The organism is Acinetobacter sp. MD2(2019), assembly GCF_035615615.1.
In the GTDB taxonomy this organism is placed as follows: domain Bacteria; phylum Pseudomonadota; class Gammaproteobacteria; order Pseudomonadales; family Moraxellaceae; genus Acinetobacter.
In genome coordinates, this window is record NZ_VTDU01000005.1 from 99,994 (window position 1) to 124,567 (window position 24,574).

Annotated in this window: 27 protein-coding genes; 20 read left to right on the top strand and 7 right to left on the bottom strand. The window is 42.0% G+C overall.

What is annotated here, in order from left to right; genetic code table 11:
- From I2F62_RS04490 to I2F62_RS04565, 16 genes are read left to right on the top strand one after another with little or no spacing between them, the layout of a single operon-like run.
- Positions 1–1,668, top strand: coding sequence for an AMP-binding protein (locus I2F62_RS04490; RefSeq protein WP_324625824.1), 1,668 nt, complete (start codon positions 1–3; stop codon positions 1,666–1,668).
- Positions 1,668–2,414: a glycosyltransferase family 2 protein gene (locus I2F62_RS04495; RefSeq protein WP_324625872.1), complete on the top strand. Its 747-nt coding sequence runs from the start codon at positions 1,668–1,670 to the stop codon at positions 2,412–2,414. The genes I2F62_RS04490 and I2F62_RS04495 overlap by 1 nt, the downstream gene beginning before the upstream one ends.
- A complete protein-coding gene (locus I2F62_RS04500) occupies positions 2,414–3,346 on the top strand; it encodes an acyltransferase (RefSeq protein ID WP_324625825.1) in 933 nt (310 codons plus the stop codon). The genes I2F62_RS04495 and I2F62_RS04500 overlap by 1 nt, the downstream gene beginning before the upstream one ends.
- Positions 3,343–3,573, top strand: a complete 231-nt coding sequence (locus I2F62_RS04505; RefSeq protein ID WP_324625826.1) for a hypothetical protein — start codon at positions 3,343–3,345, stop codon at positions 3,571–3,573. Before I2F62_RS04500 ends, I2F62_RS04505 begins: the two co-directional genes overlap by 4 nt.
- The gene (locus I2F62_RS04510; protein ID WP_324625827.1) at positions 3,563–4,000 is read left to right on the top strand and encodes a thioesterase family protein; all 438 of its coding nucleotides are present in this window, start codon (positions 3,563–3,565) and stop codon (positions 3,998–4,000) included. Before I2F62_RS04505 ends, I2F62_RS04510 begins: the two co-directional genes overlap by 11 nt.
- Positions 3,990–4,622: an outer membrane lipoprotein carrier protein LolA gene (locus tag I2F62_RS04515; RefSeq protein WP_324625828.1), complete on the top strand. Its 633-nt coding sequence runs from the start codon at positions 3,990–3,992 to the stop codon at positions 4,620–4,622. The genes I2F62_RS04510 and I2F62_RS04515 overlap by 11 nt, the downstream gene beginning before the upstream one ends.
- Positions 4,597–6,927, top strand: a complete 2,331-nt coding sequence (locus I2F62_RS04520) for a hypothetical protein (RefSeq protein ID WP_324625829.1) — start codon at positions 4,597–4,599, stop codon at positions 6,925–6,927. Before I2F62_RS04515 ends, I2F62_RS04520 begins: the two co-directional genes overlap by 26 nt.
- A gap of 1 nt (position 6,928) precedes the next feature.
- Positions 6,929–8,224: an NAD(P)/FAD-dependent oxidoreductase gene (locus I2F62_RS04525; RefSeq protein ID WP_324625830.1), complete on the top strand. Its 1,296-nt coding sequence runs from the start codon at positions 6,929–6,931 to the stop codon at positions 8,222–8,224.
- A 1-nt stretch (position 8,225) separates the two neighbouring features.
- The gene (locus I2F62_RS04530; RefSeq protein ID WP_324625831.1) at positions 8,226–8,765 is read left to right on the top strand and encodes a DUF3261 domain-containing protein; all 540 of its coding nucleotides are present in this window, start codon (positions 8,226–8,228) and stop codon (positions 8,763–8,765) included.
- A complete protein-coding gene (locus I2F62_RS04535) occupies positions 8,765–9,961 on the top strand; it encodes a beta-ketoacyl-[acyl-carrier-protein] synthase family protein (protein ID WP_324625832.1) in 1,197 nt (398 codons plus the stop codon). Before I2F62_RS04530 ends, I2F62_RS04535 begins: the two co-directional genes overlap by 1 nt.
- On the top strand, positions 9,961–10,365 hold the full coding sequence (locus tag I2F62_RS04540) for a 3-hydroxylacyl-ACP dehydratase (protein ID WP_324625833.1): 405 nt from the start codon (positions 9,961–9,963) through the stop codon (positions 10,363–10,365). The genes I2F62_RS04535 and I2F62_RS04540 overlap by 1 nt, the downstream gene beginning before the upstream one ends.
- A 27-nt stretch (positions 10,366–10,392) precedes the next feature.
- Positions 10,393–11,118 carry a 3-ketoacyl-ACP reductase FabG2 gene (locus I2F62_RS04545; protein WP_324625834.1) on the top strand — a complete coding sequence of 242 codons (726 nt, stop codon included), beginning with the start codon at positions 10,393–10,395 and terminating at the stop codon, positions 11,116–11,118.
- Complete coding sequence (locus tag I2F62_RS04550) at positions 11,118–12,341, top strand: beta-ketoacyl-ACP synthase (protein WP_324625835.1); 1,224 nt, start codon at positions 11,118–11,120, stop codon at positions 12,339–12,341. The genes I2F62_RS04545 and I2F62_RS04550 overlap by 1 nt, the downstream gene beginning before the upstream one ends.
- A gap of 12 nt (positions 12,342–12,353) precedes the next feature.
- The gene (locus I2F62_RS04555; RefSeq protein WP_324625836.1) at positions 12,354–12,761 is read left to right on the top strand and encodes a hypothetical protein; all 408 of its coding nucleotides are present in this window, start codon (positions 12,354–12,356) and stop codon (positions 12,759–12,761) included.
- 10 nt (positions 12,762–12,771) lie between these two features.
- Positions 12,772–13,200 (top strand): excinuclease, encoded by a 429-nt coding sequence (locus tag I2F62_RS04560; RefSeq protein WP_420713717.1) that lies wholly within the window; start codon positions 12,772–12,774, stop codon positions 13,198–13,200.
- 18 nt (positions 13,201–13,218) lie between these two features.
- The gene (locus I2F62_RS04565) at positions 13,219–13,857 is read left to right on the top strand and encodes a 4'-phosphopantetheinyl transferase family protein (RefSeq protein WP_324625837.1); all 639 of its coding nucleotides are present in this window, start codon (positions 13,219–13,221) and stop codon (positions 13,855–13,857) included.
- Between the two features lie 86 nt (positions 13,858–13,943).
- On the opposite strand, the gene secF is transcribed toward I2F62_RS04565, so the two are convergent.
- The 7 genes from secF to I2F62_RS04600 form a co-directional block, all read right to left on the bottom strand.
- A complete protein-coding gene (gene secF / locus I2F62_RS04570; RefSeq protein WP_324625838.1) occupies positions 13,944–14,912 on the bottom strand; it encodes a protein translocase subunit SecF in 969 nt (322 codons plus the stop codon).
- Positions 14,913–14,922: 10 nt separating this feature from the next.
- Positions 14,923–16,824: a protein translocase subunit SecD gene (secD, locus tag I2F62_RS04575; RefSeq protein ID WP_324625839.1), complete on the bottom strand. Its 1,902-nt coding sequence runs from the start codon at positions 16,822–16,824 to the stop codon at positions 14,923–14,925.
- Between the two features lie 54 nt (positions 16,825–16,878).
- The gene (gene yajC, locus I2F62_RS04580; RefSeq protein ID WP_324625840.1) at positions 16,879–17,208 is read right to left on the bottom strand and encodes a preprotein translocase subunit YajC; all 330 of its coding nucleotides are present in this window, start codon (positions 17,206–17,208) and stop codon (positions 16,879–16,881) included.
- Positions 17,209–17,289: 81 nt separating this feature from the next.
- Positions 17,290–18,420 carry a tRNA guanosine(34) transglycosylase Tgt gene (tgt, locus tag I2F62_RS04585; RefSeq protein WP_324625841.1) on the bottom strand — a complete coding sequence of 377 codons (1,131 nt, stop codon included), beginning with the start codon at positions 18,418–18,420 and terminating at the stop codon, positions 17,290–17,292.
- Positions 18,421–18,599: 179 nt separating this feature from the next.
- On the bottom strand, positions 18,600–19,166 hold the full coding sequence (locus tag I2F62_RS04590; RefSeq protein ID WP_324625842.1) for a LemA family protein: 567 nt from the start codon (positions 19,164–19,166) through the stop codon (positions 18,600–18,602).
- Between the two features lie 19 nt (positions 19,167–19,185).
- Positions 19,186–20,151, bottom strand: a complete 966-nt coding sequence (locus tag I2F62_RS04595; protein WP_324625843.1) for a hypothetical protein — start codon at positions 20,149–20,151, stop codon at positions 19,186–19,188.
- Between the two features lie 149 nt (positions 20,152–20,300).
- On the bottom strand, positions 20,301–20,576 hold the full coding sequence (locus I2F62_RS04600) for a DUF2218 domain-containing protein (RefSeq protein WP_324625844.1): 276 nt from the start codon (positions 20,574–20,576) through the stop codon (positions 20,301–20,303).
- Positions 20,577–20,754: 178 nt separating this feature from the next.
- Here I2F62_RS04600 and rpe point away from each other — a divergent pair, with 178 nt between their 5' ends.
- From rpe to I2F62_RS04620, 4 genes are read left to right on the top strand one after another with little or no spacing between them, the layout of a single operon-like run.
- On the top strand, positions 20,755–21,441 hold the full coding sequence (rpe, locus tag I2F62_RS04605; RefSeq protein ID WP_324625845.1) for a ribulose-phosphate 3-epimerase: 687 nt from the start codon (positions 20,755–20,757) through the stop codon (positions 21,439–21,441).
- Positions 21,442–21,490: 49 nt separating this feature from the next.
- Positions 21,491–21,952: a hypothetical protein gene (locus I2F62_RS04610; protein ID WP_324625846.1), complete on the top strand. Its 462-nt coding sequence runs from the start codon at positions 21,491–21,493 to the stop codon at positions 21,950–21,952.
- A 42-nt stretch (positions 21,953–21,994) separates the two neighbouring features.
- The gene (locus I2F62_RS04615) at positions 21,995–23,728 is read left to right on the top strand and encodes a copper resistance system multicopper oxidase (protein WP_420713719.1); all 1,734 of its coding nucleotides are present in this window, start codon (positions 21,995–21,997) and stop codon (positions 23,726–23,728) included.
- Positions 23,715–24,566 carry a copper resistance protein B gene (locus I2F62_RS04620; protein ID WP_324625847.1) on the top strand — a complete coding sequence of 284 codons (852 nt, stop codon included), beginning with the start codon at positions 23,715–23,717 and terminating at the stop codon, positions 24,564–24,566. Before I2F62_RS04615 ends, I2F62_RS04620 begins: the two co-directional genes overlap by 14 nt.
- The last annotated feature ends 8 nt before the right edge of the window (positions 24,567–24,574 follow it).

Consider the following 24,574-nt stretch of genomic DNA (forward strand, 5'->3'; position numbering starts at 1 on the left):
ATGAAACTTTGCCATTTTAACGATTATTTAACTGCAGACACAATTTTGTGTTTTGATGCAGAATTACAAACTATTTCATTTTCTCGTTTTTGGCAAGATGTCAGCCATCAAGCTACTGCAATTTCAGCATTCAAAGCGACAGCTTTTGCCTTGTGGGAACCAGATAGTTACGAATTTTTGGTCTTGTTCTTTGCGTGTTTATATGCAAAAAAACGCTTAATTTTACCGCCCAATCGTGTGCCACAATTACAGCAACAACTTGCCGAAGAGGGCATCGAGTTTATTCAACGCCAAGAGTGTGCTAATGCACCCAACATCCAGCCTTTTACCGATGAAGACTTGAGTCAAAGCCAAATTGTATTTTTTACTTCTGGGTCGACTGGCGAACCTAAAAAAATTCATCGTACCTTGCAGCAGTTATTATCTGAAGTGCAAGGGCTTGCGCAGAGTTTTAACTTACCCGCTCAGGCTGTGGCGATTGCCACCGTAAGTCATCAGCATATTTACGGTTTGCTGTTTAAAGTGCTATTGCCACTTGCCACGGGACGCGCATTTTATCGCGAGCAATTTATTTACCCAGAATATGTGGTGCAATTACAGCAACAATTAAATGCCTTGCAATTGAGTAATTATTTGGTGACCAGCCCAGCATTATTAAAACGCTGGTCGGCAGAGCTTCAGTTGCAGCATTGTGTAGCCTTGTATTCATCGGGTGGAAAGCTTGATTCAGGCATTCGTGGAAATATTAATGTGACGGTGACAGAAGTCTTTGGCAGTTCTGAAACTGGTGGCATTGCTTATCGCCATGCCGATGACGCACTTTGGCAACCATTTGCCGATGTTGATGTGTCAAGCGATGCACAACAGCAATTGTCTATTCGAAGTTTGCATGCTTGTGATACAACTGATTGGGTGGCCACCGGCGATCGTGTTGAATTAATCCAACACGATGATTTAAAAAGTCCTTTTCGATTGTTGGGGCGAGTTGATCGAATTGTAAAGCTGGAAGAAAAACGCTTAAGTTTGGATGAAATTGAGCATAAAATTGAAGCGTTGAGTCAAATTAATCAATGTCATGTTTTACTTGTGCCGCATGAGCAGCGTGAATTGTTGGCATGTGTTGTCGCCTTAAATGAAGACGAAATGTTATCGCTGCAGCAGCAGGGCAAGCACAGCTATGTGCGTCAGCTAAAACAACAATTGCAAACGGTATTAGAACCGATTGCGATTCCTCGGCAATGGCGTTTTTTATCGCAACTTCCACGCAATAGCCAATCTAAATTAAATAAGCAAGATATGACCAATCTATTTCAAGATGCCCAATATCCGGTGGTGTTAAGTTACCAACAGCACACCGATCAGGCGATTTATCAGCTTGAGTTTCCACCAGAGTTAATTTGCTTTAAAGGGCATTTCCCGAATCAACCGATTTATCCCGGTGTGGGTCAAATTGCGTTTTTACGCCATTTTTCGATGAATACTTGGGCCGATTTAGGCCAATGTTTGGGATTTGAACAGCTTAAATTTCAAGATTTAATTTGCCCACATTTTGTTTTAACGCTGACCTTGGTGCGTAAACAACATAAGGTCAGTTTTGAGCTTAAACACCAAGACAAAGCCATTGCATCTGGGCGATTATTGTTTGCCTGTCAAGAGAGTACGCCGTGATGACACATCGTATTGTTTGCGTGATTCCTGTTTATAACCATCCGCATTATCTTGTCGAGCTGATGGCTTATATCAGCACATTATCTTTACCTATTATTGTGGTGAACGATGGCAGCAATGCTCAAACCTCGAGTGTATTAACTAGCTTAGCGCAGCAATATCCGCACCTGACTTTGGTTGAGCATTCACACAATATGGGCAAAGGCCAAGCGGTGATGACCGGGCTAAAACAAGCACAAAAAATGGGATATAGCCATGCTTTGCAGTTAGATTCAGATGGTCAGCATGATTGGTCGGATATTCCCAAATTTATTAATTGTTCAGAGCAACACCCCAATGATGTGGTGATTGGCAGCCCTATTTTTGATGAAACTGTACCCAAAGGCCGTTTGTATGGCCGTTATGCAACCCATATTTGGGTCTGGATTAATAGTCTGTCTTTACAAATTAAAGACAGCATGTGTGGTTTTCGGGTCTATCCGTTGGCCCCAACACTTCAGATTATTCATAGTATTAAATTGCCCCAACGCATGGGATTTGACAGTGAAATTTTAGTACGTCTGTGTTGGGCTGGACTCGATTTTCGCAATATTGAAACCGCAGTGATTTACCCTGAAGATGGCATTTCACATTTTCGTGCATGGGAAGACAACTGGATTTTGACCAAAATGCATTCTAAATTGTTTGTGGGCATGTTGGTGCGCTTTCCAAAACTTGTTACACAGCGCTTGAAAGGACGTGATTAATGTCGAGTCAGCCCAATCCGAAATGGAATGAGATTAAAGAAAAAGGCGGAATGTTCCCCTTATTATTGATCTTGTTTTTGTATCGCATTTTTGGGCGTGGGTTCATTCAGTCAATTTCGTATTTTATTGTGATGTGGTATTGGTTGTTTTCATCGCATGCACGTCAAGCATCCTTAAGTTATTTAAAAAATTTACATGTTTTTGCTCAGCCACATTCACCATTTAAACAGACACCAACGTGGCTACAGAGTTATCAACATTTTTTACATTTTGCTGAAGCCATTGTGGACAAAATGCAAGGTTGGTTGGGAGAAATCCCTGAACAGGCATTAAAAATTTATGGTCACGAGCATTTAAGTCGTCACTATGGAAAAGGCTTGGTCATTGTGGTGTCGCATTTTGGCAATATTGAGTTATTACGTGCGTTAAAGTCAGCCACAAATCAGAAAATAAATATTTTGGTTTATCAAAACCATGCACAGGCGTTTAATCAATTTTTAAAAAAAATGAATCACCACAGCACGGTGTCCTTAATTGCAGTTGATCAATTGGGGATTGATACCACGATTTTATTGCAAGACAAAATCGAGGCGGGTGAATGGGTGATTATTGCCGCTGACCGTGTGCCAGCACATTCGCAGCGGACGCAAACACTGTCCTTTTTAGGACAGCCCGCCCAGTGGCCACAAGGCGCATGGATTTTGGCAAACTTATTGAAAGTGCCTGTGGTTGCGAGTTTTTGTTATCGTCATCAACAGCAATTAGAGGCACATTTTCATGCTTTAGCCGAGGTGATTGATTTGCCGCGTCAGGCGCGAATGCAACAGATGGCACATTTTACGACGCAATATATCCAACTATTAGAACAGCATTGTATTAAAGCGCCGTATCAATGGTTTAATTTTTATCAGTTTTGGAAGATTCAAGAATGACTGCATCGATGCTGGGTGAGCCATTTTGTCGTGTTGAGCACGCAGCCAAACTGCATAAAACCAATGTGTTCGATGCGCAATTCGCGCAATTTCAAGCATCGCCCTTAGATGTTTTTCCGTGGATTAAAGACAATCGAACAATGCAAAACAAGTTACAACAATTGGACGCTTTAGAATGGATAAAGTGTACATGGTTGAAGCAAGAGGAGACGCAGCATGTATGCTGAGGTAATTATTGATGTCCCTTTTCATGATGTCGATACTATGAACGTGGTATGGCATGGGCATTATTTAAAATATTTTGAAATTGCGCGCTGTGCGTTGCTCGATCAATTTAATTATAACTATATGCAAATGCAGGCTTCTGGCTATGCATGGCCTGTGATTGAAAGCCATGTTCGTTATGTGTATGGTATTCAATTTCAACAAAAAATTAGAGTGCGTGCCATTTTAAAAGAATGGGAAAATCGTTTAAAAATAGATTATTTGGTTTTCGATGCAACTACAGGCAAGCGTTTAACCAAAGGCTATACCACACAAGTTGCAGTCCATATTGCTACTCGAGAGTTGTGTTTAGAATCGCCAAAAATTTTACTGGATTGTTTAAATGCATGGGCCGATTTTAAGCCGACAGGAATAAAAAATGAAACTTAAGTTACGTATTGGGAGCCTTGTGCTGCTAGGCATTATCTCGACATTGCAATGGTGTGTTGCAGCACCGTTAAATCAAGCAAGTGAAATTTTTAAGCAAGTGTCGGCAACGCCAATAGTACATGCCCAGTTTGAACAGGAAAAAAAATTGACTGCATTGAACCGAACTTATGTTTCTAAAGGCAATGTGTTGTTTAGCAAACAGCAGGGTGTGTTATGGCAAATGCACAGCCCAGTTCAGGCCGATTTAATCGTTACCCCTGAAAAACTGGTGCAAAAAACGCAGCGCACAATGAGCCAAATTGATGTTAAACAATCGCCTTATGGTTCGGTTGCAACGTTATTTTTACAATTAATGGCCGGCGATGAAAAAGCATTAGCCAGTCATTTTAATGTGTTAAATGTACAAAAAAATCCTCAAGGTTGGATGGTAGCATTAAGTCCGAAAAGCAGTTTATTTAAGAAATTATTTAACCAAGTGAACGTTCAAGGTGGACGTTTTGTGAATCAAATTGTCATTCAAGAAAAAGATGGCAACATCACACAAATTCATTTTAGCCAGCAAACGACTCAACCACAGACATTAACAGCTCAAGAATATGCACTTTTCCAATTGGCAAAATAAAGCCACAGCCATTTGGCTGGTTATTTTACTGTGTTGCAGTATTTTTATGGGCTGGCTTTGGCTGAATAAAGATATTCATATTCAAACCAATATTTTTGCATTATTGCCTAAATTAAGTCAGCAGCAAGATTTGGCTGAAACTCAGCAATATGTGAATCAACAATTAAATAATAAATTATTTGTGGTTTTAGATGCGGCCGATAGCCAAACGCTTGATCGCGCGACCCAACAACTTCAGCAGCAAATTGCTCAACAACAGTGGATTGCACCGCTGCGTCCACAGTTTAATGCCGAGCAGTTTGGTCATGTGTTGTTTGCGCATCGGGCGGGCTTGTTAAATACGCAAGATCAGCAAATATTACAGCAAAAAGATTATAGCGCGTTGTCTGAGCAAAGTTTATTGCAAGTCATGAGTCCGGGCATGCCCTTGACTGCACAGTTATTCAAACAAGATCCTTTATTGTTGTTTCCACGTTATGTGATGGGGTTGGCGCAGCACAACACGCAAAATATTCAGCTTGAACAAGGCTTTGCCACCGTGCACGATGGCAATAAAGTCTCTCGTTTGTTGGTGCTAGAATTAAAAGACAGCCCATATAATATTGATTACCAAGAAAAAGTTTCGGCATGGATTACACAGGCTAAAGCAAGCTTGGCAAAACAACAGGTCACGAGCCATTGGACAGGCACTTTAATCTTTACCAGTTTTGGCACTCAATCTGCACAGCAAGAAATTTCAACCATTGGTTTGGGTTCAAGCTTAGGACTGATTTTTTTGGTGTGGTTTGGCTTTCGTTCATTACGCCCAATGCTGACCGAATTTATTACCGTGACCAGTGGCAGTTTGGTTGCTTTAACTGTAACCCATACTTGGTTTGGCGAAATTCATTTAGTCACTTTGGTTTTTGGGGCAAGTTTAATTGGTGTTTGTGTCGATTTTTCTTTTTATTTTATGGCATTGCAGTCACAACATCGCAACTTAAACGGATTCCAAATTTTAAAGCCGTTATTGCCAAGTTTATTTATGGGCTTAATGACAACGGTCGTTGCGTATTTGGTTTTAAGCTTTACTCCATTTCCAGGGTTTCACCAAATTGCTGTTTTTTCAGTGGTGGGACTGATTGCCGCATGGATCACCAGCATTTTATTGCTACCACGCTTACCTGCGCTAAATGCAGAACCTGCGATTGAACGCTTACATTGGATTGGTAAGGCACGCACATATTTTCAAGCCAAAACCACATTGCGTTATACGGTCATGGCTGTGATTTTATTGGTAAGTGGCTTAAGTCTGCTTCGTTTACAAAGCAATGATGATATCCGTAATTTGCAAAGTATGGATGCACAGCTTAAACAAGAAGACCAATATATTCGCCAGCGTTTTGCACAACAGCAAGCCAGCGATTACTTTGTGATTCAAGCCACATCTACGGCTATGCTGGAGCAACAAGAACAAACGCTGATTCAACAATTACAGCAGTTACAACAGCAAGGAAAACTACAAGGATTTCAGGCTTTAGGTCAGTGGTTGCCTTCACAGCAACAACAACAGCAAAATCGGCAATATTTAATCAATATTCCAAAGTCTGAACTAGCGAACTATGCCGAAGTCCTGCATTTACCAACAGCAGATGTTTTGGCGTGGCAGCAGCATTTAGCCGCGCAGCCCTTATTAACTGTGCAAGATTTTAAAACACATCCGCTGTATTTTTTAGCAAAAAGTCCGCAGCAACGTTTGGTGTTATTACAAGGTATTGCTGATGTGTCGGCACTGAAAAAATTGCAAACCGACAACATTCACTTGCAGCAGCCGATTGTTACCTTGTCGAATATGTTTAAAGATTACCGCGAACACGCGCAAAAATTATTATTGGTGGCTTTAATGGGTTTGGCCGTGGGCTTAGGCATCATTTATGGTAAGCATTCCATCTTGCCTTTGGTCATGCCAGTCACTTTAGCTTTACTGTCTACCTTTGCGGTTCAAGCATGGTTGGGTGTCGAAATTAATGTGTTTAGTATTATGGGCACATTCTTAATTATTGGCATTGGGGTCGACTATGCAATCTTTTATCGACATGGGCATGACCATCCTAAAGTGGTGAGCATGGCATTACTATTATGTATGTTATCGACTTTACTTGGTTTTGGTTTATTGTCGTTCAGCCATACTTACGCCATTCACTGTTTCGGATTAACGGTTTTACTCGGGGTGGTTTTTTCCTTTATTTACGCCACCTTATTTACTATGGCCGATTCAAAATACCAAATGATTCGAAGTTTAAAGATAAAACAGGAATTAAATTAAAATGATGATACAACAAACAGATATTGTGATTATTGGGGCTGGCCCAGCAGGAGCATCAGCAGCAGCCTTGTTGCGCAAAAAAGGACATCAGGTTGTTATCTTAGAAAAACAACATTTTCCACGTTTTTCGATTGGTGAATCCTTGTTACCGCAAAGCATGGTGTTTTTAGAAGAAGCAGGATTGCTAGATACCGTACGAGAACATGCCGATCGCCTGAATTTCCAATATAAAAATGGCGCAAGTTTTTTACGTGGACAGCAACGCAGTTTCTATGATTTTCGTGAAAAATTTAGTGAAGGGCCGGGCACCACTTGGCAAGTCAGACGTGCCGCTTTTGACCACTTACTGGCCAATCAAGCAGAAAAATATGGTGCAGATATTCGCTATGGACACGATGTGATTGCTGTTGATGTGGCAAGTGAGCATCCCATATTAACCGTTGCCGATGAAGTAGGATTAGAATACCAAATTCAGGCGAAATTTTTATTAGATGCCAGTGGCTTTGGTCGGGTGCTACCTAAAAAATTAGATTTAGAAAGTCCGTCCGACTTTCCGATTCGCCGTGCTATTTTTACCCATATTGAAGATGGCATTTTAGATGATCCAAATTTTGATCGTGAAAAAATTCTGATTAGCGTACATGAAAAAGATCGCCGTGCATGGTATTGGTTAATTCCTTTTGCCGATGGACGCTCATCTTTTGGTATTGTGGCAGAGCAAGATTTTTTTGATGCGTATGGTTATACAGGTGACGATAGTGCCGAAGTATTAGAAGCATTATTCAAAAAAATCTTACAAGATGAACCGGCGTTATCGCAGGTGCTCAGCCGAGCAACATTTGATACGCCAGTGCGAACTTTGGTCGGCTATTCAGCCAATGTGAAACATTTGGCAGAGCGTAATTATGCGCTATTAGGCAATGCGGGTGAGTTTTTAGATCCGGTATTTTCTTCAGGTGTGACCATTGCATTAAAATCGTCCAGTTTGGTGGTGCCGCTTGTCGAGCACGTGTTACAAGGTCAATCGGTCGATTGGATGCAAGAATATGAGCGACCACTGCGCCAAGGTATTCAAGTGTTTCGGGCTTATGTAGAAGCTTGGTATAGCGGTGAATTCCAAGATGTGGTGTTTAGTACGAATCAGCAAGTGCAAATTCGTGAAATGATTTCTTCGTTATTGGCCGGTTACGCGTGGGATGTGAATAATCCCATTCATAAAAATGCCAAACGCCGTTTAAGCGTAATTGCAGAATATTGCCGTGAAGGATTAAACATAGCGCCTGTGCTAGAGAGCTAATATGTCAAAAATCGCGCAAATAATTGTACTTGCTTTGGTATTGTCTTTGGGGGCTTGTCAGTCGTTTTATCCCCAAGCACCTGCCTTGGCTGCACCACATTGGCCTGCGCAACAGTATCAACGCCAAGATCAGGTTGAGGTGAAGTGGAAGCAGCAAAGTTTTAGTTTTTTGTTGTATCAGCAGCAGCAAGGTCAACAACTTTCTATGCTTGGGCTGAGTCTCACTGGGCAAATATTATTTAAACTGAATTTTGATGGTAAAACGGTTAAGGTGGAGCAGCGTATGCCACAAATGCGTTTGCTGCCCTTCGACTTTTTAGTGCGCGATATTTTATTTGCGACGTATCCAAAATTTGCGCAGGCAGGACAGGCGAATATCACCATTCAGCAGATAGACAACCAACAACAAATTTATATTGCGCAGCAGCATGTGTTAAACATTACGCAGCAATCGCAGCAAAGCATTCAACTTGAAAATTTACACGTACCTTATACGATTGTGTTTAGTCCAATCGATGAAGCTTTACAGGCGGGAAATTAATGTTTCAGCAGAGTCAACATGCAGGGGCAGTCGGCATACAATTCAGTGCAAGCGTATCTGCTTTGGGCAAAACTGCACAAGATGTTCGTTACGCTTTAACCCAAACCAGCAGTTGTTTAACCCAACGAGACGATTTGCTGCTAGATCAATCTTGTTTGGTTGGTGCATATCATCAAGATTTAACTGCAATTGAAATTAAAGCAGATTTACAGCAAATTGATTCGCGCAATTTACGCTTAGCCATTCATGCATTACAGCAAATAGAGGCGCAAATTCACGACTATACGCAAGCCTTCCCACGCCATCGCTTAGCAATTGTTGTTGGTACGTCAACCTCAGGTATTGCCGATAACGAGCAGGCATTAAAAGCGCATTTTTGCGGACAGTCAGAGCAACGGATTGCCCACGAAAAACAAGAAATGAATGCCTTGGCTCAAGGTTTACAACGTTATTTGAATTGGGATGGCATTGCCTACACCATTTCCACGGCATGTTCATCTAGCGCCAAAGCCTTTGCAGCCGGTCAGCGCTTATTGAATGCCGATTTAGCCGATGCTGTGCTAGTGGGTGGTGTTGATAGCTTGTGTAAATTGACCCTTAATGGATTTTATAGTTTAGAGAGTTTGTCGAGCGGAGTTTGTCAGCCGTGTGGGGTGAGGCGAGATGGAATTAACATTGGTGAAGCCGCCAGTTTATTTTTGCTCAGCAAGCGCCCATCTGCGGTGATGTTATTGGCATCCGGTGAATCTATGGATGCTTGGCATATTTCAGCCCCGCATCCTGAAGGGCGAGGCGCACAACAAGCCATGCAAAAAGCGCTCGATGCAGCGGGGCTGCTTGCAGAGGACATTGATTATTTAAACTTGCACGGCACGGCTACGCCACAAAATGATGCTATGGAAATTAAAGCCGTGCGTCAGGTTTTTAAGCATCAACCATGGTTAAGCAGTACCAAACATCAGACCGGACATTGCTTAGGTGCCGCAGGGGCAGTGGAGGCATTTATTTGTCAGCAAGTACTACAAGACCAAGCATGGTTGCCGTTACATCAAGCCGGTGAAATTGATCCTGAACTGGCAGATCAGCGCTATGTAGAGCAGCCTGATATTGACCAGCCGATTCGTTATGTGATGAGCAATTCTTTTGCTTTTGGGGGCAGTAATATCAGCTTAATTTTTGGCCGAGGTGATATTTAATGCAAGATGCCACGTTATTGATTCCACACCAAGCTCCCATGATTTTTGTGGATGAACTCTGTGAAACTGGGGATGACTATGTGATTACCCAATTAACTATTCGTCCTGAACTGATGTTTTATGAGCCAGAAGGCCTTCCAAGTTGGGTGGCAATTGAAATTATGGCGCAAAGCATTGCAGTATTTGCCGGTGTGCAAGGTAAAAAAAATCAGCAGTCGCCAAAGGTGGGCTATTTACTTGGAACACGTAAAATGAACCTGCCCATTTCTCATTTTAAACCCAATGATGTACTAAAAATTAAAGTACAGCAGCTTTATTTACATGAAGGTTTAGGTCAATTCCAATGTGAATTAAGTAATGCAGAGCAAACTCTTTCGGCCGTTTTAAGTGTTTATCAGCCATAAATATCAATATTAGGAACAAAAAATTAAATGAGTAAACGAATCTTAGTCACAGGCTCTAGTCGCGGAATTGGACGTAGCATTGCTTTACAACTGGCAAAAGCAGGGTTTGATGTGACGGTTCATGCACGTTCACGCATGCAAGATGCTGAAAACGTTGTGCAAGAAATACAGCAGTTGGGGCAGCAAAGTCATGCCTTACAATTTGATGTGAATGACCGCGATACCGTTCGCACTTGCCTTGAGCGTGATATTGCTGAACATGGTGCATTTTATGGCATTGTTTTAAATGCCGGCTTAACCCATGACGGCGCTTTTCCTATGTTGACTGGAAACGATTGGGATGAAGTAATTTCAACCTCTTTAAATGGCTTTTATAACATTATTCAGCCACTGGTGATGCCGATGATTCATTTACGCCAAGGTGGGCGTATTGTCACCATTTCATCGGTTTCTGGAATTATGGGTAACCGTGGTCAAGTCAATTATAGTGCGGCAAAAGCAGGATTAATCGGTGCCAGTAAAGCACTGGCTTTGGAATTGGCCAAACGTAAAATTACCGTCAATTGTGTCGCACCGGGCTTAATTGAAACCGAAATGGTTACCGAAGAAGTCAAAGATCATGCTTTAAAAATGATTCCAATGCAGCGCATGGGGCAAGTTGAAGAGGTGGCCAGTTTGGTTAAATTCCTGTGTTCAGATGAAGCAGCATATATCACCCGTCAAGTCATTTCTGTGAATGGAGGATTGGTATAATGAAACGTGTTGTCGTGACAGGAATGGCCGGTATTACTTCATTAGGTGAAACCGCAGACCAAATTTTTGAACAATTCTCTTTAAAGAAAAGCGGCATTCGATATATGCCAGATTGGGAAAAATATGCAGATTTACGCACAAAACTAGGTGGCCCAGTCGAAAACTTTACGGTCCCTAAGCATTTTAACCGAAAAGTTACACGTGGTATGGGGCGCGTGGCACTCATGTCGGTGGTTTGTGCTGAAACTGCGTTAATCGATGCTGGTTTGTGTGGCAGTCCACTGTTAAATAGTGGCGATGTTGGCGTTGCGTTTGGCTCGTCTGCGGGCAGTGTGGATGCAGTACGTGAATTTGGTTGCATGCTGATTGATAACGACATGACCCAGTTAAATGCCACCACCTATATTCGAATGATGTCGCATACCAGTGCGGTCAACATGACGGTATATTTTGGTTTAAAAGGATTAACTTTACCTACATCAAGTGCGTGTACCTCTGGTTCAATGGCCATTGGCCAAGCCTATGAAGCGATTAAATACGGCAAGCAAACGGTGATGTTAGCGGGTGGTGCAGAAGAACTCAGTGCGGCAAGTGCCGCCGTTTTTGATGTCTTACTTGCCACCAGCGGCATGAATGAACATCCAGAAAAATCACCGCGTCCATTTGATGCCAAACGTGATGGATTGGTCATTGGTGAAGGTGCAGGGTGTTTAATTTTAGAAGAACGTGAACATGCCTTGGCGCGTGGCGCAAAAATTTATGCAGAAATTATTGGCTATGGCAGCAATACCGATGGTCAGCACGTGACACGTCCAGACCAAGCCATGATGGCGCATTGTATGCAACTGGCCTTAAAAGATGCGCAGGTTTCAGCAGAGCAAATTGACTATATCAATGCGCATGGGACATCCACCGATCAGGGCGATATTGCAGAAACTAATGCCACAATGCAGGTGCTGGGTAAAAAACCAATCAGTTCGCTTAAAAGCTATTTTGGTCATACCTTGGGCGCATGCGGTGCGATTGAAGCGTGGCTCAGCATTGAAATGATGCAGCGCAATCAATATATCCCCACATTAAATTTGGATGAGATTGATCCACAATGCGGAGATTTAGATTATATTGTCGAGCATCCACGTGCATTAGATGCCCAAATAATGATGAGTAATAACTTTGCATTTGGTGGGATTAATACTTCTTTAATTCTAAAACGTCATAACTAAGGACAATTTGTCATGATAAAAAAAATATTTTTAATTCCACTTTTGGCCACGGCCGTTGGATTATCTGCGTGTTCTACTCGACAGATTGCTCCGGCATCGACGCTGATCGTGAATCCACAAGTACAAGATCAGGCGATTGCCAATAATATTGCATCGACCGTGCAAAGTATGGCGCGACATGGTTGGGTGGTTCAAAAAATTGAATCTAACCGTGTTGTGGCAAGTTTTAATCATGGTGCGCGTTATTTACAAGTCACTTACCTAATTCAGCAACATCAAGTATCTTCTAAAATTACAGATAGCCAATATCTTTCTCAACGAGGAGATAAAATTCATCGTAAAGCGTTGAAGTGGAAAGCGGGTCTTGATCGCAGAGTGTTTCAACGTTTAGCAAGTTTAAATTTATCATCGAACAAATAAGGAAAAAATCATGCTACAAAAAATCATCATCGCGACGACTCTAACTATGGCTGTGACCGCAGCAGCGCAAGCAGCAGACGATACCTATAACTTAAATTTTAATGAAGCTGTACAACAAGCGGTTGCTGATGGCACGCTAGACGGTTCGGTTAAGTTTTATTTAGCGTCGAAAGGCCGTGGGAAAATTATTCAAAGCGGTGTGGTGACCAATAAAAAAACCAATAGTTTTGGTAAGTCACCAGAAGTTGCTTGTGATTGGGTACTACGTTCAGCACTGATTCAATTGCAAAATACAGCAAAGAAAAAAGGGGCAAATGCTGTAACTAATATTGTGAGTTATTATAAGTCGAAAGAAACACGTAGCTCGACCACTTATGAATGTCATAAAGGGGCTGTTATTGCCGGTGTTGCGTTAAAAGGCGATTTGGCGCGACTTTAAAATAAGGTGGTTGGGATAATGACATTACAAATCACGATGTATTTTGAGTTGTTGTCCCAACTTGTACCGCCAACGGCGCAAGACAACTTAACTAAAGCTGAATTAAAAGCCCATCAACAAGACTATATCCAAAAATATCGCGCACAGCGCTTAGCAGAAAAATTATACAGCACACCTGAAAAGCTCATTTTTGCACGCCACGAATTGGGTAAACCATATTTAAAAAACAATCCTACGCTTGCATTTAATCACTCTCATGGTCGAGAACATTATGCCTTGGCAATTAGCCAAAATGTAGCCGATATCGGGGTAGATATCGAGTCGCTACAACGCAAAGTTCGTTTTGATGCGCTTGCACAGCATGCCTTTCATCCACAAGAATACCAAGCATGGAAAGCGACAGGGGAGGATACTCGCTTTTGGTTTCAAGTTTGGACCACCAAAGAAGCCGTTTTAAAAGCCTGTGGTTTGGGCATTCGTATGGATTTAAATCAGCTGAATACACAAGTAATGTTGGGGCAAAACAACGGAAGCTGTGAACATGCAAACTTAGGCAGATTTAGCTATCAGCATTTTGAATACGCAGGGGCGATGGCAACGCTTGCATGGCGGGAAATAGAACAGGAAATGCCCGAGATTATTTTGCACTTCGCTTAAAAATGTGGATAACTTTTACGCAACTGTGAATAACATTTTTCCAAAAAAAACAGCATCCGAAGATGCTGTTTTTTATCATATATTCATTAAGGAATTGGCTGTTCATCTTCAAATTCGGGTTTGACTTGAACAATGAAGTCCTGACGGTTCAAACCACGCCACAGCGCATAGGCCGTTGCGATATAAATTGAAGAATAGGTTCCTGCAAATACCCCAATAATCATGGCAACAGAGAACCAACGTAAGCCTTCACCGCCCATAATCAGCATAGCAACCACAACCAACAATAACGTCATTGAGGTATGCACCGTACGGCGTAAAGTTTCGGTTAAGGCAATGTCGATAATTTCGCGTGGGCTTGCACCGCGAATTTTACGGAAGTTTTCACGGATACGGTCTGACACAACGATATTATCGTTGAGTGAGAAGCCAATCACTGCCAGTACCGCTGCTAAAACGGTTAAGTCAAACGGCCATTGCATGAATGCAAATACGCCTAGAATCACTAAAATATCGTGGAACAACGATAAAATTGCCCCAACCGCCAGTTTGAACTCGAAGCGAATGGTCACGTAAATCAGCATCAAGGCCAAGGCCAAAGCCACCGCACCTGCCGAACGCAAGTAAAGTTCATTTCCGACTTGTCCACCCACCGAATCTACTTTGTGTACGGTTGCCACATTATTTGGCAATTGCAGCACTTTAGAAATGGTGTTGTTTAAGTCTTCAACTTTGACATTTTGTGCAGGCATACGCACGAGTAGGTCAGTATTACTGCCTAAAGTTTGTACCACAGCATGTTGAAAACCTGCATTTTCAAGCGATTTGACAATTTGGTCTTGATCGGCTGCTTTTTGATAAGTTACTTCTGCTGAAATACCGCCTGTAAAATCAAGCCCTAAATTCAGCCCGTGAAAAGCAATCAAAAAAACACTGGCAATGGTAATGAGAATAGAGGCGATGCCGGCAGGCTTCGCAATTTTCATAAACCCGATGACGTGTTCATCATCTGGTCGGCCGTATTGTTTTGATTTTGGTTGAGTCACATCAGTCATTTTGAATCTCCTATATGCTCAACTTTTTCAAATTACGGCGTTTACCATAAACCAATTGGACAATGGCACGCGTTACAGTAATCGATGTAAACATCGAACACACAATACCAATCATGTGCGTGACCGCAAAGCTTTTAATTGGGCCAGAGCCGATAGCAAATAGAATAAATGCCACAATAAACGTGGTTAAGTTCGAGTCAATAATGGTGTTATAGGCACGGTCATAACCTGCCACAATGGCTTGTTTTGGCGATGCCCCCCATTTAATTTCTTCTCGAATCCGCTCGCAAATTAACACGTTAGCATCGACCGCCATACCAATGGTGATGATGATCCCGGCAATACCCGGAAGTGATAATGATGCGCCTAACCACGACATAACCGTTAAAATCATGGCAAGGTTAAATACCAAGGCAAAGTTGGCAATTAAACCAAATAAACGGAAGAAGACAATCATCCAAATCGCAACAAGAATAAAACCCACTTCGGTAGATAAAATCCCTTTGTCGATATTTTCTTGTCCAAGACTTGGGCCAACCACACGTTCTTCAACAAAATACATTGGCGCGGCCAATGCACCTGAACGAAGCATAAGGGCCAGTTCTGACGCTTCTTGTGGTGAGCTTAAGCCGGTAATACGGAATTGTGAACCCAACACTTGTTGTACGGTTGCCGCATTAATTACTACAGATTCGGTATATGGCGTACGAACTTCGGTTTGTGCTTGAGTTTTCGGGTCAGTCACGTAAGAGATTTTTTGTTTATTTTCAATAAACAAAACCGCCATACGTTTGCCAACTGCACTGCGTGTTGCATCGGACATTAGCTTACCACCCGCACTATCGAGGGTGATCTTGACTTCAGCACCGCCAGTATCTGTACTTAAATCAGAAGAGGCATTTTGAACACGCTCACCGGTTAAAATACGATTACGGTTTAACAGTAATTGACGACCACTGTCTAAAGATTGATAGGCAAATAATTCGCTACCTGCAGGCAACGGTTGACCATTATATTTACCTGTCATTGGGTCAATATATTGATCGTTTTGGTCAGACACCAAACGGAATTCTAAATTCGCGGTACGACCTAAAACACGTTTCGCTTCTGCGGTATCTTGTACGCCCGGCAATTCAACCACAATACGGTTGCTACCTTGCGTTTGAACCAAGGCTTCAGCCACACCTAACTCGTTAATACGGTTACGTAACGTGGTTAAGTTTTGGTTCACTGCATAAGACTGAATTTCTTGTCTGCGAACATCGGTGTAGCTTAGATTAAGCGTAGGGCCTGCATCGGTTGCAATTGCTTGCTGACTAAACTCATTACCATTACGACGTAAGAAGCTCATGGCTGCGTCACGGTCTTCGTTATTCGCAAATTGAACCGTAATCACATTATTGTTTAACGATAAGTTATTAAACTTAATATTGTTGTCACGGAATTGGCGGCGTAAGTCGGTTGATGAAGTGTCCATGCGCTGCGCAATCGCTTTGTCCATATCCACTTCAAGCAAGAAGTGAACACCACCACGCAAATCTAGGCCCAGTTTCATTGGTTTTGCACCAATTTTCTGTAACCATTCTGGTGTGGTTGGCGCGAGGTTAAGCGCTACAACATAGTCATCGCCCAAATCACGGCGTAAAGCTTCTTTTGCTTGTAATTGAGCATCGGAATTACTTACACGCAACAACGCAGCATTATTGGTAAAGCTGTTGTCATGGCTGGCAATGTTTTGGGTTTTTAAAATTTGCTCTGCTTTTTGCAAGATGGACTGGTCAATTTTGGTCCCAGCCTTTGCCCCTGAAATCTGAACAGCAGGTTCATCTGGGTACAAACTTGGCAGTGCGTATAATGTACTGATAATCAAAACCACGATAATCAGCAAATATTTCCATGCAGGGTAACGCATTTGCTATCTTCTTAAAATGAGAAAGTCGTGCTTTCACACGACTTAGGGAAAAAATTAAAGACTATTCAATGTGCCTTCAGGCAATACAGAAACAACACTTGCGCGTTGAATTTTAACTTCATTGCCACGGTTGAGTTCAACTACGGCAAAATCACCTTCAATTTTAGTGATACGCCCCATTAAACCACCCGCGAAAACCACTTCGCTACCCACACCTAAACTTTGAATTAAAGTACGATGCTCTTTGGCACGTTTAGACTGAGGACGCCAAATTAAAAAATAAAAAATGGCAACGAAAACAACAATCATACCAAGGTTTGCAAACATACTTGGTTGTTGTGCTGCACCATCAGCGGCGTAAGCGGTAGAAATAAATAGGCTCATCTGAGTTTCCTAATTTGAATGAAATTTACTGACTAATTGAGCAATTTACCTTGTCTTGGCATGAAGCGCAATGTTGTCGCATTAGTCTTCTGGGCAAGGTGGAACATCTAAGCCACGGCGGGCATAAAAGTCTGCAACAAATGCATCGAAAGTTCCTGCATCTAACGCATCACGAATCATTTCCATTAAACGTTGGTAATAACGTAAATTGTGGATGGTGCCGAGCATTGATGCCAACATTTCACCGCATTTTTCTAAATGGAACAAATACGCGCGGGTAAAGTTTTGGCAGGTATAACAATCGCAATGCGGGTCAAGCGGCTTTTGGTCGTGACGATATTGGCTGTTACGAATACGCACCAAACCATCGGTCACAAAATAATGACCATTACGCGCATTACGGGTTGGCATCACGCAGTCAAACATATCTACGCCGCGGCGCACCGCTTCTACGATATCTTCAGGTTTGCCCACGCCCATTAAATAACGTGGTTTGTCTGCGGGCATTTTTGCCGGTAAATAATCAAGCACTTTGATCATTTCTTCTTTAGGTTCACCCACCGACAAGCCGCCAATGGCATAACCGTCAAAGTCGACTTCAAGCAAACCTTTTAATGATTCATCGCGCAGGTCTTCATACATGCCGCCTTGAATAATCCCGAATAGGGCATTCTTATTTTTCAAGACATCATGATGTTGGGTTTTACAACGTTTTGCCCAACGTAAAGACAATTGCAGTGATTTTTGCGCTTCTTCATGCGTTGCTGGATACGGCGTGCATTCATCAAAAATCATGACGATGTCAGAATTTAAAGTGTGCTGAATATCCATTGAAATTTCAGGCGATAAAAATACTTTAGAGCCGTCAATTGGCGAGCGGAAGGTTACGCCTTCTTCTTTAATTTTACGCATTGCGCCAAGGCTAAAGACTTGGAAACCGCCTGAATCGGTTAAAATGGGCTTGTTCCATTTCATAAAGCCGTGCAAACCGCCGTGCTCACGAATGACATCTAAACCCGGACGTAAATAAAGATGGAACGTATTGCCTAAAATAATTTGGGCTTTAATATCTTCGATGTCACGTGGCAACATGCCTTTGACCGTGCCATAAGTACCCACAGGCATAAACACTGGCGTTTCAATGCTACCGTGTTCTAAGGTTAAGCGACCACGACGGGCACGACCCGACTGACCTAGTTTTTCAAATTTCATCTTTCATCCACTCGAGGCGAAAAAACAGTTCGCTGATGTTTTGCAAATTACAAAAGTGCGATATTTTCCTAGATTCTGTGTTGCAGCGCCACTTTTTATTTTGCGGTTTTGTAAGTAAATTGCACTTATTTTGATGCATTTGCTTTCATGTAGAAGCAAGCATAATCATTTATATAAAGCTAAAAATGAGGTTTATAGTCATAATTCTGGCGCAAGATTGGATCGCTAAAAGGGCGAATGGTTTTTTTAGAAAGTAGAAGCGTGTTAATTAAATTATTCGGAAAAATTTGAATTTGGTTGTTAAACACTTCCACGTTACGGTTAAATATTTGAATGGCTGCCGCCACATTGGCATTTTGCGCTTCAATCTCTTGCATCATTTGGCGATACAGTTGGTCGGCTTTTAATTCAGGATAATTTTCAACCACCACATTTAGCAGTTGCAACAATTCTTTATTCAGCGTTTCGATGTGTTGCAGTTGCTGAATATCGCTGTCGTGCAAGTTCAGGTTCATAATGTTCTGCCGCAACTGCGTGACTTTTTCTAAGGTACGTTGTTCAAACACGGTATATTGTTGTAAGGTTTGCTCAAGATGATTCAAAGTTTTAATTTTTTGTAATTCAAAATTGCTGACATCTGCCCACGCACGGCGGGTTGCATTAAAATTGAGAATAATTTTATTGCGAATCAGAATCGCCCAAACAACCAGTACAAAGAAAACTCCTAAAAATAAAAACCACCCCATGTGCCTGTACCCCCAATTTTTATGACAATATATTTTGCATGCATGTTCTAAATTTTTCGTAGTTTAGCATGCTTAAGGTGCGTAAATGTCCACGTAAATCAGATATTTCTAGAATTTCATTTTGTTTACTTCGCAGCGCAAATAAATCTTGCTCGCCCACATAACAGGCAATCGATTCATCGGCATGGAATATTAAATCGCCTTTAAAATGCTGAAAAAATTGTTCTAATTTAAGCAGCAAGCTTGGGCTTAAATGTTTGGCATTATTAATGGCATCGATCCCATAAATTTTGAGTTGTTGATTTAAACGAATATCGCTGCTGTGCCAGCGCTCGGTATAAGGTTCATCGAACATACGGCGCCGATTACTGATGGCAATACCCAGTGCTGGCACTTCAAAAATAAACGCGCCCCATGCGGTTTTTTGTATGCTTTTAATAACCAAGCGGTCGCCGTCTTCATCATCGGTGCTGATGGCGCTGACATAGGTATATTCAAAGATTAAAACGGGATAGGTTTGCTCTCCCACGTGCCAATCGGTCACGGCATAACGTTGAATTTGATTGGACTGCGTGCCTTGGTTAAATAGAGGAAATAAATTTTTAATACGGCTGAGCAGATACACAGACTGGGTATGTGCCGGCAGGTGTGAAGGTAATCCACCAAATTGCAGCCCATACCGTAACTGGATCATACGTTGTTCTAAAAATTGAATCACGCTCTGAATGGGATGATGGTTTTCATAGCTAATATAGCCAATAAAAATCAGAATACTGCCGATGACCAAGCACAATGGAAAAGAAATCAGATCGCGCAGAAACCAGCCGAAAAACAGCCACAAAGCACCTGAAATAGCCATAATGAAGGATAAGCCATTGTGAAATTTTAAATCGCGGGCATCTCCCCAAGGGTGTAAATAGTCGAGTAATTGTTGTTCGGTCTGCACGTCTTTTTCAATTTGCCAAAGACGGCTCACGTTACGCATAACATGCTGATTTTTTTTATAGCGCAGATGCAACACGCGTTTTGCAAGGTGAAGAGGCATAGCAATGAAAATAGATATTTATCGTGTTTTCAATTGTATGCGAAAACGTCTGCATTTGCTGCGGTGTTACATCTTAGGGTTATTGAAATTTAAGCCGTTTTCCATTCAGCCTGAAATTCTTGCTGTGCCATACGATTTAAATGATCAATCACCACGTGTTGTAAATGGGTCAGATCATCTAACTCACTTTCAATACGCACCAAAAGTGTTGTTTCAGCAGCTGTTAAAACCACTGTGGCAGTGGGCATAAAAATACGCGATTCTTGTTCAGTTTCGGATACTTCAAATTTGTGTTTCCAATGATTTAACAGTCGTTTGCTAATGCGTTTTGCTTCTAATGTGTCGATTATTGTTTGCGTTGTCATGGTCATCTCTTTTAAAAATTTGCTATTACCCTAACAAAAAATGCAGCACCGTGAAGATGTATTTTAAGAATGCTGCGTTATGTTTCTGCAACATAAACATCTAAACGCGACAGAGACATCGTGCCGGTCGCGGAATTTGTTATACTAGCCACTTTCTTACGTTTACTAGGTTGCCCCCATGTCTAAGCCGTATCTGATTGCTCCTTCTATTTTGTCTGCAGATTTTGCTCGTTTGGGTGAGGATGTTGAAAAAGTATTGGCCGCAGGTGCGGATGTTGTGCATTTTGATGTCATGGATAATCACTATGTACCGAACTTAACTTTCGGTGCAGGTGTGTGTAAAGCATTGAAAAATTATGGCATTAAAGCACCGATTGACGTACATTTAATGGTTTCACCAGTCGACCGTATGATCGGTGACTTTTTAGATGCAGGCGCAGACATTATTACCTTTCATCCTGAAGCGAGCGACCACATCGACCGTTCTTTACAATTAATTAAAGCGGGGGGGGCGAAAGCCGGTTTAGTGTTTAATCCAGCAACGCCATTACATTATTTAGATTATGTGCTAGATAAAGTCGATCAAATTTTATTAATGAGCGTCAACCCTGGATTTGGCGGTCAAAAATTTATTCCAATGACTTTAGATAAATTACGCCAAGCCCGAAAAATAATTGATGCCAGTGGTTTAGACATTCGCTTAGAAGTCGATGGTGGCGTTGGTCCTGCCAATATTCGTGAAATTGCTGAAGCCGGCGCAGATATGTTTGTTGCAGGTTCGGCTATTTTTAGCAAACCAGACTATAAAGCCGTGATTGATGAAATGCGTGCGGAATTAAGCAAAGTGGGCACCTTAAACGTATAAGGCTTAAGTTTGTATTTTAACTAAGAATCCGATATTTTAAGGGTAATTCATGTATCCATCGGATTCTTATTTGCATTTTAAGTCGTTGTTGCAGAGCGCTGTACGTTTGCTAATTGCTTTTGCATTTGGCTGCTTTAGTGTGCTGAATGCTTTTGCACAATCGAATCATCCTGCAATGCAAAATTCGAAAACTGCAACGCCTTTGACGCAAATGCATCATGCATCGCCTATGCCGCCACAACAGATGACACATGCAATGGCGGATTGTGCACATCATCATTCAGACACAAATCTGCATATAACAAAAACAGTTCCAACAACGCATCCTCAAGGATGTTTCGACTGCCAGTTAATGCATTGCCAAACTCTAAATTATGCCTTGCTTGAACCAAGCATTAACTTGACCACGCACGCCATTATTCAAGAAAAAGCACTGGTTTTACAACCTGATGCCATGTCACATGTTTTAGCCGGATATTGGCAAGAAATTTTACGCCCACCCAGAGCATAAGCCTTTTTAAAAACGTTTTTTCATTTTTAAGAGAGCTTAGCTATGTCTATTTTTTTACGCCGTATTACAACCTTGGCTGCGTGTTTGCTGCTGTCGCCTTTCACTTTGGCCGCCATTCGTGAATATCATTTAACCATTGCACAGAAAATGGTGAATATTACCGGTCAAGCTGTAGAAAAAATTACCGTTAATAGTCAATTCCCTGCACCGACTTTGTTCTTTGAAGAAGGCGATGAAGCGGTAATTCATGTGCATAATCAACTCAAAAAGCAAGATACTTCTTTGCATTGGCATGGTCTTTTGTTGCCCGCAGTGATGGATGGCGTGCCGGGGTTGAATGGATTTCAAGGCATTCACCCAAATGCCGACTTTACCTATCGCTTTAAAATCCGTCAGACAGGAACCTATTGGTACCATGCGCACAGCGTTGGACAAGAGCAAGATGGTTTATATGGCGCTTTGATTATTTATCCTAAAAATAAACAGTATACAGATCCGGTTGATCGGGCAGATCGAGATGAAGTCGTGATGTTGTCCGATTTTCATGCATCATCGAGCCAGCAGATTATGAACAATCTTAAAAAATCTGCCGAGTATTATCAAAACCAACGAGAAACGCTGAAAGATGTTTGGCAGCAAGCCAAAACGCAAGGTGTGTTCGCCACATGGCAACAGCGCAAAATGTGGAATCAGATGCGCATGCTGCGTACCGATTTAAGCGATGTTACCGGTTATACCTTTTTAGTGAATGGCAAAACGCCTGCGCAGAATTGGACCACATCCTTCAAAACGGGCGAAAAATTGCGACTGCGATTCATTAATGCTTCTGCCATGTCTTTTTTTGATGTGCGGATTCCGAATTTAAAAATGACCGTTGTCAGTGCCGATGGGCAACCCATACAACCTGTCGCTGTGGATGAGTTTCGCTTTGGTGCAGGTGAAACCTACGATGTGATGGTCGAGCCGAAACAATCCAATTATCAGCTTCAAGCCGAATCGATTGATCGCAGTGGTTTTGCACTGGCGCAATTACATAAAGCGGCTACGCCATTTGAAAAATTGCCGCAACCGGAACATCGTCCACGTGCGTTATTAAGCATGAATGATATGCCCATGTCTGAGATGAAACATGACATGCCGATGTCTGAGATGAAACATGATATGCCGATGTCTGAGATGAAACACGATATGTCGATGTCAGATATGAAACATGATATGCCAATCTCAAATTCTGATTCTAAACAGTCAAAAGACGTTGAAGGATGGGCCAATGCATCGACCCCAATGGGTGAAAAAGCGCTGCAATATCAAGATTTAAAAGCAAGAATAGTGCAAAAGGATGCGCGCCAACCCACACAAACCATTGATATTTCTTTAGATGGCAACATGGAGCGTTATATTTGGAGCATGAATGGTAAAACGCTTTCACAGGCCACACCATTGCAGGTGAAATATGGCGAGCGTGTTCGACTCAGATTCATCAATCACACCATGATGGCGCATCCCATGCATTTACATGGCATGTTTGTGCAATTAGAAAATGGTCAGAAACTGGAAAATCTACCCAATAAACACACTATTATTGTGCCACCCGCGCAAACGGTGAGTGTGTTATTAACTGCCGATGAAATGGGCGAATGGGCGATCCATTGTCATTTGTTGTATCACATGACTGCGGGCATGATGAATACTTTAATTGTGGGCAAAGTGTCATCTGCACCGGTTTTAGCAGAAAAAATGCCGATGAATGAGGAGCAATCTCATGCACATCACTAAATATTCTCGTTGGGTTGTGGGTGGTTTGTTCTTCATCATGCAGCCAAGTTGGGCCGAGCAAACGCCCATCATGTCGATGTCTGATATGCAAGATCATCCGATGCCACAGATGCATGAGCCTAAAACGACAGCTTCAGATTCTAAATCGACTCAACTTACTGACGATTCGATGCCGATGATGACGCACTTGCATGGCTCGGAAATTTATATGGCAACTGAGTGGCAGAATAAGTGGCAGCTAGATCGGGATGGGACGGGGCAATTGCAGTCGGAACTGACGCATTGGATAGGCTCAGATATAAATAAACTTTACTTAAAAGCCGAATTAGAAAAGCGTGAATCTCAGGCACGTGAAAGCGAGCTGCATGTTTTATATAGCCGAAATATTGCATCCTTTTGGGATGTGCAAACTGGGCTGCATTATCGGCAAAATTTGAACTTTTCAGAAAATAAACATGCACTTGATGCTGTGTTTGGTGTGCACGGGCTTGCGCCTTATTTTTTTGAAACCGATGCGTATGCATATGTCGGGCAACATCAATATTTGGCTTTAAAGTTAGATACTCGGCGGGATGTGTTATTGACGCAAAAATGGATTGCTTCGCCTTTTTTTAAAGCGCTATGGGTACTGCAAGATCAAGCGAAAACTGCACAAAAAAAGGGACTGGCACATGCACAATTGGGTGTGCAAACGCATTACGAGATGAATAAGCAGGTGATGCCTTTTATCGAGTTTGGCTATGAATATGAAAATGGCCTGAAAGCTAGTGCATGGCAACACACCCAAACATCGCATTCGGGCTGGGTTTCTGCATTAGGTTTTACATTGAAATTTTAATGAACATA